The organism is Amycolatopsis sp. NPDC033938 (assembly GCF_055575975.1).
In genome coordinates, this window is the sequence record NZ_JBVIRO010000039.1 from 1 (window position 1) to 12,811 (window position 12,811).

Genomic DNA, 12,811 nt, shown 5'->3' on the forward strand with positions numbered 1-12,811 from the left:
CCGTTGTTTCGTCGTAATGGTCATGGTTATGTGTATTCGGATGCGTTTGTTTCGCCGGAGGAGGCGGAGCGGGAGTTGCGGGATGCGGTGGCTCCCGGTCAGGAGGATCTGGAGGCGAATCATATCCGGATGCGGATTGGGCGGCATGCGCGGTCATGGGTGGGTAATTGTGTCGCGGTGGGGTTGTCGAGTGCGTTTGTGGAGCCGTTGGAGTCGACGGGGATCTTTTTCATTCAGCATGCGATCGAGCAGTTGGTGAAGCATTTCCCTGGTGCGGGGTTCGATCCGGTGGTGGTGGCGGCTTATAACGATCGGATCGCGCGTGCGGTGGATGGGGTGAAGGAGTTTTTGGTGTTGCATTACAAGGCGGCGGGCCGGGATGACACGCCGTATTGGAAGGAGGCGAAGATCCGGTCGGCTCCGGGTGAGTTGGTGGAGCGGATGGAGCTGGCGCAGAGCCGGTTGCTTGATGAGGAGACGATTTATCCGCATTATCATGGGTTTGAGAGTTATTCGTGGACGGCGATGACGATGGGGTTGGGTCATCGGCCGAGGACTCCGGCGCCGGCGTTGCGTCATCTCGATCCGTCGAACGCGTTGGCGGAGTTCGCGAAGATCAAGGCCGAGGCACAGAAAATGGTCGCGGCACTGCCCAGCTGCTACGAGTACCTCGCCAGCATCAATGACTGAAGTGGCCTGAATCAGGTTGTTCCGGACCAGAAAGCGGATACATGGAACCCAGCACGGCAGAAGCAAAGAACGGCGGCGAGCCGGACGAGGAGCCGCCGGGCACGGATACCGAATCCGTCGTGGTGCCCACCGCGTTCCGCGGGTTCATGAGTTCCTATTTCACCGGCGTGACGATCGTCAGCGCGCTGGACGGTGAGGACCGGCCGCACGGGTTGACGTGCAACTCACTGAGCAGCGTGACACTTTCGCCGCCCACCCTCCAGGTGTGCCTCGACCTTCGCAGCGGGACCTTGGCGGCGCTGCGGGAAACCGGGGGTTTCACGGTCAACCTGCTGCACGAAGGCGGAAAGGGGACGGCCGAACTGTTCGCCTCGGCCGAGCCCGACCGGTTCGATCAGGTCGTCTGGGAACGGTCGCCGGTGCTCGCGCTGCCGTGGCTGGTCAAGGACGCCTACGGAATAGCCGAATGCCGCGTCTCGAAGATGATCGAGATCGGTGACCACGCGATGGTGTTCGGCGTCGTGGCCCACGTGGAGAGCAGCCACGCCAACCCCTTGCTCTACGGACGCCGGGACTTCTTCGCCGGCGTCGGCTCGGAGTCGATGTTCGCATGATCAGGACGAACCCAGCGTGGAGGCGGGTCGCATGACTGAGAACGGCACTGACGGAACCGGCCCGGTCCGGGAGTCGTACGCGCGGCGAGTGCGCGATCTGCCGGACGGCGGGCTCGTCACGCTGCTGGGCGGGGGACGGGCCCGCGACGCGGTGGATCTGGCCACCGGCACCCCCGCGGCGCCGCGGCCGGCGGACCGGTTGGTCGACGCGGCGTGCGAGGCACTGCGGTCGGGCGTGCATCAGTACGAGAACCCGGCGGGCAACCGTGAACTGCGGGCCCGGATCGCCGCCTCGTTCACCACGCCCGCGGATCCGGACACCGAGGTGACGGTCACCGTCGGGGGCACCGAGGCGCTACTGGTCGCCTTGTTGTCCACAGTGGACCCGGGCGACGAAGTAGTGGTCTTCGAGCCCTACTACGACAACTTCCTCGGCGCCATCGCGCTCGCGGGCGCACGTCCGCGGTTCGTTCCGCTGCGCGGCCCGGACTGGCGGTTCGACGAGGCCGAGCTCGCGGCCGCGTTCGGCAGCCGGACGAAGGCGGTCATTCTCAACACGCCGCACAACCCGACCGGCCGGGTGTTCACGCGGGCGGAACTGGACATCCTCGCCGCGCTGTGCGAAAAGTGGAACGCGCTGGTGATCAGCGACGAGGTTTACGCGACCTACGTCTTCGACGGCCGGGAGCACCTTTCCGTCGCGGACATCCCCGAGCTGGCGCCGCGCGCGATCGTGGTGGGCAGCCTGTCCAAGAGCCATGCGCTCAGCGGCTGGCGCATGGGATATCTGCGGGCCGCGCCTCAGCACACTCACGTGCTGCGTCAGGCCCATATCGCGATCACCGGCGGTACCGCCGCACCGCTCCAGCGAGCCGTGCTGGATTCGGGGGTGCTCGAGCCAGGTGCCTGGCAACCTGCCGGTGAACTGCAGCGAGCGCGTGACCGGCTGATCGAGGTTTTCTCCGGGCTGGGCCTGGAATGCGGCCGCTCGGAGGGCGGCTGCTACTTCATGGCCGACGTGCGTCCGGCCGGCAGCGGCGACTGCCGTGCCTTCGCCAAGCTGATGCTCGATCACGCCGGTGTCCTGGTGGTGCCGAGTACGGTGCTTTTCAACGACCCTCGTGACGGCGAGCCCTACGTTCGCGTCGCCTTCAACAAGTCGGACGCGATGATCACCGAAGCGGCGTCGCGGATCAAGCGGCAGACGCTCTGGCCGCGTGCCCACTGAACACAGCCTGGGAGGCAGAACCTTGAGTACCGCTACCGATACCGACCGAGCCGGTCTTTCGGCCGCCGAAATCTTCAACTCCGCCGTGGCGGCCGCCGCGATCGGTGCCGCGTGGGAGCTGGGCGGGCTGGACGGACTACGGCGCCACGGTGTGCTCGACGTCGATGCCTTCGCCGCCGAAGGTGACCTCGATCCCGAGTCCACCATGGCGATGTTCCGCGCGCTCGCCTCGGTGGGCATCGTCGTGCGGGACAACGGCAAGGTCCGCCCCGGACCGGCGTTCGACGAGGTGTACGAGGCCAAGCCGATGTTCTACTGGCTGTGCCAGGGGTCGGGGGAGCTGCTCACCACCATGCCGTCGATGCTGCGCAACTCGCACCGCGTCGGGCAGTTCTACCGGCGGGACGCCAAGGCGGTGAGTTACGCCAGCCGCGCGGCCAACACCGCCTTCTTCGACCCGGTCTTCTGGGAGGCGATGTCCAGGGTCGACGGCGGGCTCACCGCGGTGGCGGATCTGGGCTCGGGCAGTGGCGAGCGGTTGATCCAGATCGTGGAGCGTAATCCCGGGGTGCGCGGGCTCGGGCTGGACATCGCCGAGGCGACCATCGAGATGTCGACCGAAGAGGTCCGGCGGCGCGGGTTCGCCGACCGCATCTCCTTCCTCGCCGCCGATGTCCGGAAGCTGGGCCCACGGCCCGAATTCGCCGACATCGACCTGCTCACCTGCTTCATGATGGGCCACGACCTGTGGCCGCGCGACAACGCGATCGCGTCACTGCGCCGGCTTCGCGAGCTGTTTCCCGGGGTCAGGCGGTTCCTGCTGGGTGACACGGTGCGGACCGTCGGCCTGCCCGACGACAAGATCCCCGTGTTCACGCTGGGGTTCGAGGTGGCGCACACGCTGATGGGCCAGTACATCCCGACGGCGGACGAGTGGCTCGAGGTTTTCGCCGAGAGCGGCTGGAAGTGTGTCGGCAGGTGCGTCAGCGACGTCCTGGCGGGCACGGTCGTGTTCGAACTGGAGTGAATGGGGGTGGCACCTCGGGGCGCTACTGGGGGAGAGCGCCCCGAGATGCCGCTGTGGAGACCCCTGGTCCGCTGGTCGTGCTCACTTCGGGCGAGGCAGGACCTTGAACGCCGGGTCCAGGATCTGGTTCAGGATGTCGGTGGTGAGGCTGCCGACGGTATCCACCCGCACGGTCAGTGATCGAGCGAAATCGTCGTCGAAATAGGGCTGCGATCCGAGGTGGACTTCATCGTCGTCGAACAGCGGCGAACCGGCCACCGAAGACGTCGTGGAATTCCTCATGTCACCAAGTTAATCGCCGCTGTCGGCTCTGTGAATCGGACCAAGGTCGAAATATGGACGACAAAAGTCGGCGATTTCCGCGGGTGGTTCATCCCAAAGTCGTAGCAGGCACCGCCGATCTCAGTTCGACGGCCGTCGGGGAGGAAAAGGTGGGTAGCGTGGGTGATCGGCGGGAATCGCTGGCCGATGCCGCGGCTTTCCTGCTTGCCGCGGGTTACGGGGTGGCGATGTCTTTGTCGCTTTACGCCACCTCGTTGCCGCCGACGCTGATCGTGGTCGAAACGCTGACCGGGGCGGCCGCCTGCGCCGCACTGGTGTTCCGCCGCCGGTGGCCGGTGCTCCTCACGGTGGCCTTGGTTCCGTTCGCCTCGTTCTTGCTGCTGGTACAGGGTGCGCTCGTGGTCACCTTGTTCACCGTCGCGGTCCGCTGCTGCCTCCGGGTCAGCGTCGCGGTCGGGCTGCTGTGCCTGGTCACCAACCCGGTCTACTTCTCCCTGCGGCCCGATCCCGACGTGCCGTTCCGGATCGGTGTGCTGCTGGGCAGCCTGTTCTGCGTCACGGTGGTCGGCTGGGGAATGTTCGTCCGGTCCCGTAAGCAGCTGATCCTGTCGCTCCAGGACCGGGCTGAACGAGCGGAGGCGGAGGCCGTGCTGCGGGCCGAACGTGCCCGGCGCCTGGAGCGCGAGCGGATCGCCAGGGAGATGCACGACGTGCTCGCTCACCGGCTGTCCCTGCTCAGCGTGTACGCGGGCGCGCTGGAATACCGGCCGGAGGCGCCGAGCGCGGAGATCGCCAACGCGGCCGGGGTCATCCGGAACAGCGTCCATCAGGCGTTGCAGGAGGTGCGGGAGGTCATCGGGCTGCTGCGCACACCGGCCGGGGACGGCGAGGACCGCGATCAGGCGGAGAACCGCCCGCAGGCCACCCTGGAAAGGCTTCCGCAGTTGATCGAGGAGTCGAGGCAGGCGGGCATGGCCGTCACGTTGCGCAATTCGGTCGCCGATCTCGCGGCGGTGCCCGATCCGGCCGGCCGCAACGCCTACCGGATAGTGCAGGAGGGGCTCACCAATGCCAGGAAGCACGCGCCGGGGCTGGCGGTGAAGGTGACCGTGGACGGTGGCGAACGGGAGGGGCTGACCCTCGAACTGCGCAACCCGCTGGCAGGCGAACTGGACCTGCTCGCCACACCCGGGACCGGGAGAGGACTGATCGGGATGGCCGAACGAGCCACGCTGGTGGGCGGCACCCTGGAGTACGGACCCACCGGCACCGGTGTGTTCCGCCTGCGGGCGTGGATTCCGTGGGCGACATGAGCGCTTCGCCCGCTGGGCCCATCCGGCTGCTGATCGTGGACGACGACCCGCTGGTCCGCGCCGGCCTTTGCCTGATGCTGGGCGGTGCCGAGGATCTGTGTGTCGTCGCGGAAGCCGCTGACGGATGCGAGGTGGCGGCCATGGTGGACGAACACGCGCCGGACGTCGTGCTGATGGACGTCCAGATGCCCAAGATGAGCGGCCTCGCGGCCACGGAACTGCTGAGGGGCAGGCCGGACGCGCCCGAGGTGGTCATCCTGACCACGTTCAACACCGACGAGCACGTGTTACGGGCGCTCCGCGCCGGGGCGTCCGGATTTCTGCTCAAGGACATGCCGCCCGCCGAAATCGTCGGCGCCGTACGCAAGGTCGCCGCGGGCGAGCCCATCCTGCCGCCCGCCGTGCTGCGCCATCTCATCGCCAGGGTATCCACCGACGCCGACGCCTGCCGTCCGGCTCGGGCCCGGCTCGGCAAGCTCAGTGAGCGCGAGCACGGGGTGGCCATGGCCATCGGACAGGGTAAGTCGAACGCCGAGATCGGCGTCGAACTGCATATGAGTGTGGCGACCGTGAAAACCCATGTGTCCCGCATCTTCAAGAAGCTGGAGCTGAACAACCGGGTCCAGATCGCGTTGCTCGTCCGCGACGCGAACCTGCTGCGGGACGAGCCATGACCGGGAAAGCCCGTCCGGCTCCCTTCCCATGGGGGCATGGGCAGGGAGCCGGACGGGCTTTCCCGGTCAGATGCTCGGCGTCGCCGAGTCGAGAACGGTGTCGTCGGCCGGTTCCTGTACCGCGGCCGCGGCGTCGTCCAGGATGCTGACCATCCAGCTGAGCAGGTCCTGCTGGGTGGAGGAGGCGGCCTCGAGCCACCGTTCCTTGCGGTCGGTCGGCACCTTGAGCTCGATGTTCATGACCGTCAGGTTTTCGCGCGTGTCCTGCCGGATCGCCTTGCGGCTGGCCCGTACTCGGTTGCGCAGTTCGTTGCGCGACCACTTGAACCGCTCCGCGCGGTCGAGCCACTCGTCCTGGTCCTTCTCCGGCAGGCTGGTGAGCTCGGCGTGGTGCTGGAAGCTCAGGCCCGGCCGTCGCCGGTCCGGGGTGTACCTCCGCGCGACCCAGGCGTAGTTGCGCAGGGTCTGGTAGTCGAGCGAGGTCTTCTCGATCGCGCGCATGTAGAGATCCGGATACTGCGCCTGGCCGTAGATGAGCCAGTCGCCCAGCCACCAGATCGAAGATTCGGAAATGACGAAGATTTCACTTCCGATTCGCCGCCAGTCGTCGAGCGAGATCTTCGACGGCAGGTTGAGGCTGGTCCGCCGGGTGACCGACCGGTTGGTCAGAATGCGTCTCGCGCTTTCGGCGTCGTGGTGGGGTGGCATAGACGGCGTTGTCGCCACTCTATGCCCGTTTTCGGCGACTCCTTTGTCCTTCATTTTGTTGTTCCCCCCATCAATATCCTAGAAAGATCTGTCCTGAGCGGTGCGGATCGGCTTGGCCGGTCAAGTCGTAGAAAGGAATGGATTCCGGTCGGCTCGTTAATGGAAAACGCGGCGACGATCGTCTGTCGTCACCGCATTGTCGAGCCGCATTATGGAAGAGGTCCAGACATTCCGCATCGGCCATGGGTGGCGCGGTCGCGGGACGGCATGCCGGAGCGACGCCGTTGTACAGACGTGTGATGCGATCATCCCCCAGATAGCTGTTTCTCGGCGCGTTCGGCACCTTCGGCGCGGGGCCGCCAGCCATGGACAAGCGTCCGCCGGGTACCCGCTGACGGCGTCGAACACCATCGACCGGCCGACCTGCCGTTCCCTGGCGGCCTACCGGTTCATCCCCAGTCGATCAATCGGTCACCGCGGCATTCGGTGTTCGCCGCACTGTGGCTCCGATTTATGAAATCAAACTTTTCCAGGTATATCTATTCAAGCATTCATCACCCATCACCCCAGTAGACATGGATGTTTGCTTAAAGCTATTCCTGTATTCTTATACGATAGCTACGGCGAGTCTAGCAGCGACCTTGGATCATGACAAGAACGGACCTAACGGACCTATCGGCGGCGGGGTGCAGGCGTCGCGGAAGCCGATCCATTGTCCGCCGTGGCTACCGGCGAGTCGCATTTGTCGTTAAGCAGGCGGGTGTCTCGCGTGGCGGGACAATCCCGGCGCGGTAGCCTTCATCGGCCGGTCGGACGTGGTTCGAACGGACCACAGGACGGCGGCCGGTTGAACAGGTGTCGCCGGATGACCGGCAAGGCCACTGTGAAATTTCCGTGTGGTCGATGGTGCGAACCGTGTTTCACGGGTGATGAATTCTTTGGCAGCGCCGACAGACGCGCCGTTATTCGGTGGTTTCCCGGACTACTGGCGGTTTTCCCCCGCGGTGCCCGACGAGAGGAGATACGTGTGCGAGTGCTCTTCACCACGGTGGCCCTGGCCGGTCACTTCTTTCCACTGGTTCCGCTGGCATGGGCGTTCCGTTCGCTCGGCCACGACGTGCTCGTTGTCACGTCGGACGAGTTCGTGCCCCACGCGCTTCGGTCCGGCTTGCCCGTGGCTTCGTGCGGGCCGGTGCCGGATTTCGTCGACCTGGTCGACCATTTCGGTCGCGAGAAGGCCACCGAGCGACGTCACGGCCGCGCCTTCGGCAGGATCGCGGCGCGGAGCCTGCCCGGCGTCCGCGCCGTGGTCGAATCGTGGCGGCCGGACCTGGTCGTGAGTGAGCGCGCCGAGTTCGCCGGCCCGCTGGCCGCGGCATGGAATGACCTGCCCCACGTGGAATATCGATGGGGAGTGGCCGCACTCGCGGAACTCTCGGCCGGTGCCGCCGCCGAGTTGCCGGGCGGGTCCTTCCCCGAACCGGAGATGATCCTCAGCCCGTGGCCGCCCAGCCTGCGCCTCGCCGACGCGCTCACCCAGCACAGCGTCCGGTACGTGCCGTTCAACGGCGACGCGTTCGTCCCCGGCTGGATGTTCGAACAGCGGGACCGGCCGCGGATCTGCGTGACGCTCGGGACCCTGTTGCCGAAATTCGGTCCCGAGGAGGCAGGCCGCACGCTCGTGCCGAAGCTGGAAGAACTCGCCGGACTCGGGGTCGAACTGGTGGTCGCGGTCGACGCGGCGCTGGCCGAGGGCTGGCCCGCGCTGCCGGACGCGGTGCGGTACGTCGGGAGGTTGCCGCTGGCGCAGGTGCTGCCGAGCTGTGACGCGCTCGTGCACCACGGCGGTCAGGGCACCTCGCTCACCGCGCTCATGGCGGGCTGTCCGCAGCTTGTGCTGCCGCGGATCGACGAACAGTGGGAAAACGCGGCCGCGGTGATGGCCGCCGGTGCGGGACTGCGGCTCGCGCCCGAGGAGGTCACCGCCGAGGTGGTGGCGGACGCGTGCCGGAAACTCCTGGCCGAGCACCGGTTCCGCGAGGCGGCGGCCGAGGTCGCCGAGGAAATGGCGGCTCAACCGTGCCTTTCCGAGGTGGTCGAGCTACTGGCGAAGTTCGGTTCCTGAGCCCACGGCCGGTCAGGCTTCCCGCGTCGGCTCGGCCACGGGTTCGGTGAACTGGTCCAGCAAGCCGGGCACCGCACTGGCGGCGAAGATGATCCCGTCGTCTTCAGCCGCGTCCGGCACGGTGTATCCCCCGGAACCCGCGGCGGTGATGGCGGTGACCGAGATCAGCCCGGCCCGGCGCTGGAACATCGACTGGCGGAGCCGCCACCCGAGCACCCCGGATCGTCGCAGCGCCACGGTGTGCCGGGTGAAGGTGCCCGACCGCACGACGAGATGATCGCGGGTGAGCCCGTGCCCCAGGCTCCGGTACGCGTCCAGTGCCAGCAGCACCGCCGCGACGATCAAGGGCACGGCCGCGAGCACCGCGACGTACCGCAAGGCCGGGGACAGGAGCAGGCCCGCCACCCCGGTACCGGCGCACAGGAGCAGGACCGCCGAAACGGCCCAGACCAACCGTTTGCGGCGGGCGGCGGGCGGATGCGGGCGCAGCTCGGCGGAGGTGGGGCTGGTGCGAGTTCGCAGTACCTCGGCGCACACCCGGTCCGCCGTCGTTCGCGGCGCGGCGGGCAGAAGGGTGCCGTAACCGGCCACCTTCTTGTCGCCATCGGTGCGCCGGATGCCGGTGGCCACCGCGTCCACGCGCGCGGCGCCGAACGTGCGGCTGCCCAGCGGCTCGGCCAGATCGACCCCGATCAGGCGCTCCTGCTCCACGGAGATCGATCGCGTGGTGAGCAGACCGCGCCGGACCCGCATCGTGGAACCGTCCCGGTCCAGCCGGTAGCCCCACCACTGTTCGGCGAACCAGGCCAGCGAGCCGACCACCCCGATCACCGCGCCCGCGGCGAGCAGGACGGCCACCACCACCGGGGACCGGTCACCGGTGAACAGCCCGCCGACGTAGTCGAACACCGAGCGCTCCAGCCCCAGCCAGTCGGCGACCTTCCACGCGACACCGAACGCCGCCGCGGCGATGGCCGGTGCCGCGAAGGAGACCGGTGCGAACCGCAACCAGCTCCAGTCCAAGGTGGCCAGCTGTGTCCCGCGATCCCGCCGCGTTCCCTCGTCCGGCTCGGGTTCGCCCAGCAGCACCCGGCGGAGGCGGTCGGCTTCCACGCGGCCCAGCGGCGCGAGCTTCACCCGATCTTCGTTCTGGCCGCTCTGGCCGGTGCCCGCGGTGAGCTCCGACAGCCCGAACAGGCGGTGCAGCGGGTTCGCGGTGACATCCACGGCACGCACGCGTTCCCGCCGCAGTGTCCTGCGGGACCGGATGATCAGGTCGAACCGCAGCTCGATGAGGTCTTCGCTGACGCGGTAACGCGTCGACCGCCAGTGCACCCAGCCCGCGAGCGGGCTGAACAGGATGACCGCCACGAGAATGGGCACGACCAAGGACAACGCCGTGCCCACCCCGTTGTCCTTGGCGAGCGCGATGGTGGCGGGGATGGCGGCACCACCCGCCGCGCCGGCGATCAGCAGCGCGGTGACCGCGACCGTGCGCGGGTCCAGCCGTTGCCAGTTTTCGAGCGCGGCGGCCGGTTCGGGATCGGTGTCGTCCGGGGCTGATGGCGTTGTCACGCTGCCTACTCCGTATCTGGTCGATCCTGGCCGGATTCCGCCATGTTAGCCGTGGCCTTTCGCGTCGGCTGGTGAGTCGATGGCGAACCCTGCTCGGTCGCCGGTTCACCGGCCGTGATCAAGGTGCGGCACCGCGCGACGATGCCTGCGGAACACCAAGCGACTTCGCCTTACCTCCCGACACCGCGGTCGGGTCCGTGGTTTTCCTTGCAGGACGGTGCTTTCGCGCATCTATGAGCAGGTCCCAAGCCAGGCCGGAAAAGGCCGGGGCGAGGTGGGATGGTCTCGCCAGCGGGACGCTGAACGTGGCGGCCACGCCGATTCGCTTCCCGGCGCCGATGGCCCATCGGCAATGGTTCAGGGGTTGCGATCTCACCTGGCGGTCCGCGACGATCGAGGTCGTGCGCCGCGTTTCCGTCGGCGCGGCGGGGTGGGCGCCACCCGATTCGATGACCATTACCCCGGTGAATGGGTTCATGATGAAGATTACCGAGTTGTCCATTCCTGACGCGTTCCGGATCGTGCCGGCCCGGCAGCACGACAAGCGTGGATTTTTCGCGGAGCTGGTGCGCTCGAGTGTCCTCTTCGAAATCACCGGGCACATATTCGCGGTCCGGCAGTCGAATTTTTCGATGAGTGCGCGCAACACCATTCGCGGAATTCACGGGACCGCGCTGCCGCCCGGTCAGGCCAAGCTCGTGACCTGTGTCAGCGGTTCGATCCTGGACGTGGCGGTGGACCTGCGAGTCGGCTCGCCGACCTTCGGCAAGTACGAGCTCACCAGGCAGGACGCGGACACCGGGGTTTCGGTGTACCTTCCCGACGGGTTCGGCCACGCCTTCGTCGCGCTGACCGAGAGCGCCTGCGTGAACTACCTGTGCTCGGAGAAGTATGTACCCGGCACGATGATCGAAATCAATCCGCTGGACCCGGCGATCGGAATCCCGTGGGAACTGAGCGGTACCCCGATCATGTCCGACAAGGACGCCGGTGCGCCGAATCTGCATACGGCGGCGGCAAGAGGAATGCTGCCGACCTACGAGGAATGCCAGGCCCATTACGAGTCGCTGCGCGCGGGAGCGGCGGCCTGAGCGAGGCTGTCTCGCCGGCGGGACCCGGCGCCGTCGTAATTCCGGCCGGAATGTGGTTGTCTGAAATCGATGTCAAGCCAAGTCAGGAGTTTCTATGTCGACCAATGGGGTGTGCCGCGTCTGTGGCGGTGTGGTCATCGAGTTCTTTGATTTCGGCCGCCAGCCGCTTTCGGATTGCTTCTTGCCGCCGGAGGCCGACGAAAACGAAGAGTTCTTCTTCCGGCTGGCCACCGGGGTGTGCCAGAGCTGCTCCATGGTCCAGCTCATGGAGGAAGTGCCGAGGGAGCGGATGTTCCATGTCGACTACCCGTATCACTCGTCGGGGTCGTCGTTCATGCGCACGCACTTCGAGGAGACCGCCAAGCGTCTGCTCGGTACCGAACTGACCGGCGACGACCCGATGGTCGTGGAGCTGGGCTGCAATGACGGCGTCATGCTCAAGGTACTGGCCGAGGCCGGGATCCGGCATCTGGGGGTGGAACCCTCCGGCGGCGTCGCCGACCTGGCCGCGGGCAAGGGTGTCCGGGTGCGCAAGTCGTTCTTCGAGGAGCGGACGGCGCGGGAGATCCTCGCCGAGGACGGGCCGGCCGACGTGATCTACGCGGCCAACACCCTGTGCCACATCCCCTACATGGAGTCCATTCTCCGTGGGGTGAAGGCGCTGCTCGCGCCGACCGGGGTTTTCGTCTTCGAGGACCCGTACCTCGGCGACATCCTCCAGCGCAGCTCGTTCGACCAGATCTACGACGAGCACTTCTTCTTCTTTTCCGCCCGGTCGGTGCGGTCGATGGCGGCCCGCTACGGCTTGGCGCTGGTGGACGTCGAACGGCTGACCGTGCACGGCGGCGAGGTGCGGTACAGCCTGGCGCACGCGGGTGCGCGCGAGGCGTCGCCCGCGGTGGCGGACCTGCTCGCCGAGGAGGAGACGAACAAGATCGCCGAGTTGGCCACACTGCGTGCCTTCGGGGACAAGGTGACGAAGATCCGCGGTGATCTGGTCGCGCTTCTGTCGCGGCTGCGGGACGAGGGAAAGACCGTCGTCGGCTACGGTGCGACGGCCAAAAGCGCAACGGTGAACAATTTCTGCGGCATCGGGCCGGAGCTGGTTTCGTTCGTCTGTGACAGCACTCCGGACAAGCAGGGGCGGCTCACCCCGGGGACGCACATACCGGTCCGTGCGCCGGAGGCCTTTTCCGCTCCTTATCCCGACTACGCGTTGCTGTACGCCTGGAACCACGCGGACGAGATCATGGACAAGGAGCAGGGATTCCGTGACGCGGGCGGGAAATGGATTCTTTACGTGCCCGAAGTCCGGCTCGGCTGATCGCGTTCGTTTTCCGAAATAGAACGCCGTTCCGCGGCGTGTCCGACCGGGTCTTCCTGCCTGGTTTTCTGTCGATTTGAGGGAGTTTGTGGTGGTTGGTTCGGTTGTTGTTGTGGGTGGGGGTACTGCTGGGTGGATGACGGCGTCTTATTTGAAGGCG

12 protein-coding genes are annotated in these 12,811 nt (G+C 66.9%); 9 read left to right on the forward strand and 3 right to left on the reverse strand.

Features of this window, described 5'->3' with window-relative positions:
- The 4 genes from ACZ5ZX_RS41445 to ACZ5ZX_RS41460 form a co-directional block, all read left to right on the forward strand.
- Positions 1 to 690: tryptophan 7-halogenase (locus ACZ5ZX_RS41445; protein ID WP_465507490.1), on the forward strand; the 690-nt coding region annotated here is incomplete at its 5' end.
- A 41-nt stretch (positions 691 to 731) separates the two neighbouring features.
- Entirely contained in the window at positions 732 to 1,304 is a 573-nt protein-coding gene (locus ACZ5ZX_RS41450; protein WP_465507491.1) for a flavin reductase family protein, read from the forward strand.
- A gap of 31 nt (positions 1,305 to 1,335) precedes the next feature.
- Positions 1,336 to 2,532: a pyridoxal phosphate-dependent aminotransferase gene (locus ACZ5ZX_RS41455; RefSeq protein ID WP_465507492.1), complete on the forward strand. Its 1,197-nt coding sequence runs from the start codon at positions 1,336 to 1,338 to the stop codon at positions 2,530 to 2,532.
- Between the two features lie 22 nt (positions 2,533 to 2,554).
- Positions 2,555 to 3,559, forward strand: coding sequence for an SAM-dependent methyltransferase (locus ACZ5ZX_RS41460; protein ID WP_465507493.1), 1,005 nt, complete (start codon positions 2,555 to 2,557; stop codon positions 3,557 to 3,559).
- An 81-nt stretch (positions 3,560 to 3,640) separates the two neighbouring features.
- Here the strand turns inward: ACZ5ZX_RS41460 and ACZ5ZX_RS41465 are convergent, their stop codons facing one another.
- Positions 3,641 to 3,841: a hypothetical protein gene (locus ACZ5ZX_RS41465; protein WP_465507494.1), complete on the reverse strand. Its 201-nt coding sequence runs from the start codon at positions 3,839 to 3,841 to the stop codon at positions 3,641 to 3,643.
- A 158-nt stretch (positions 3,842 to 3,999) separates the two neighbouring features.
- Here ACZ5ZX_RS41465 and ACZ5ZX_RS41470 point away from each other — a divergent pair, with 158 nt between their 5' ends.
- Positions 4,000 to 5,154, forward strand: a complete 1,155-nt coding sequence (locus ACZ5ZX_RS41470; RefSeq protein WP_465507495.1) for a sensor histidine kinase — start codon at positions 4,000 to 4,002, stop codon at positions 5,152 to 5,154.
- Complete coding sequence (locus ACZ5ZX_RS41475) at positions 5,151 to 5,828, forward strand: response regulator (RefSeq protein ID WP_465507496.1); 678 nt, start codon at positions 5,151 to 5,153, stop codon at positions 5,826 to 5,828. The genes ACZ5ZX_RS41470 and ACZ5ZX_RS41475 overlap by 4 nt, the downstream gene beginning before the upstream one ends.
- A gap of 66 nt (positions 5,829 to 5,894) precedes the next feature.
- Here the strand turns inward: ACZ5ZX_RS41475 and ACZ5ZX_RS41480 are convergent, their stop codons facing one another.
- Positions 5,895 to 6,536: an LmbU family transcriptional regulator gene (locus ACZ5ZX_RS41480; protein WP_465507497.1), complete on the reverse strand. Its 642-nt coding sequence runs from the start codon at positions 6,534 to 6,536 to the stop codon at positions 5,895 to 5,897.
- A gap of 1,027 nt (positions 6,537 to 7,563) precedes the next feature.
- Between ACZ5ZX_RS41480 and ACZ5ZX_RS41485 the strand changes: the two genes are divergently transcribed.
- A complete protein-coding gene (locus ACZ5ZX_RS41485) occupies positions 7,564 to 8,661 on the forward strand; it encodes a nucleotide disphospho-sugar-binding domain-containing protein (protein ID WP_465507498.1) in 1,098 nt (365 codons plus the stop codon).
- Between the two features lie 12 nt (positions 8,662 to 8,673).
- Here the strand turns inward: ACZ5ZX_RS41485 and ACZ5ZX_RS41490 are convergent, their stop codons facing one another.
- Complete coding sequence (locus ACZ5ZX_RS41490) at positions 8,674 to 10,236, reverse strand: PH domain-containing protein (RefSeq protein WP_465507499.1); 1,563 nt, start codon at positions 10,234 to 10,236, stop codon at positions 8,674 to 8,676.
- Between the two features lie 305 nt (positions 10,237 to 10,541).
- On the opposite strand from ACZ5ZX_RS41490, the gene ACZ5ZX_RS41495 reads away from it, so the two are divergent.
- The gene (locus tag ACZ5ZX_RS41495; protein WP_465507500.1) at positions 10,542 to 11,327 is read left to right on the forward strand and encodes a dTDP-4-dehydrorhamnose 3,5-epimerase family protein; all 786 of its coding nucleotides are present in this window, start codon (positions 10,542 to 10,544) and stop codon (positions 11,325 to 11,327) included.
- Positions 11,328 to 11,421: 94 nt separating this feature from the next.
- On the forward strand, positions 11,422 to 12,651 hold the full coding sequence (locus tag ACZ5ZX_RS41500) for a methyltransferase domain-containing protein (RefSeq protein ID WP_465507501.1): 1,230 nt from the start codon (positions 11,422 to 11,424) through the stop codon (positions 12,649 to 12,651).
- The last annotated feature ends 160 nt before the right edge of the window (positions 12,652 to 12,811 follow it).

What these genes read in the sequence shown, in the direction of transcription:
- ACZ5ZX_RS41450 (WP_465507491.1), top strand. Translation starts at nt 732, where the DNA reads ATGGAACCCAGCACGGCAGAAGCAAAGAACGGCGGCGAGCCGGACGAG.
- ACZ5ZX_RS41480 (WP_465507497.1), bottom strand. Translation starts at nt 6,536, where the DNA reads ATGCCACCCCACCACGACGCCGAAAGCGCGAGACGCATTCTGACCAAC.
- ACZ5ZX_RS41475 (WP_465507496.1), top strand. Translation starts at nt 5,151, where the DNA reads ATGAGCGCTTCGCCCGCTGGGCCCATCCGGCTGCTGATCGTGGACGAC.
- ACZ5ZX_RS41455 (WP_465507492.1), top strand. Translation starts at nt 1,336, where the DNA reads ATGACTGAGAACGGCACTGACGGAACCGGCCCGGTCCGGGAGTCGTAC.
- ACZ5ZX_RS41500 (WP_465507501.1), top strand. Translation starts at nt 11,422, where the DNA reads ATGTCGACCAATGGGGTGTGCCGCGTCTGTGGCGGTGTGGTCATCGAG.
- ACZ5ZX_RS41465 (WP_465507494.1), bottom strand. Translation starts at nt 3,841, where the DNA reads ATGAGGAATTCCACGACGTCTTCGGTGGCCGGTTCGCCGCTGTTCGAC.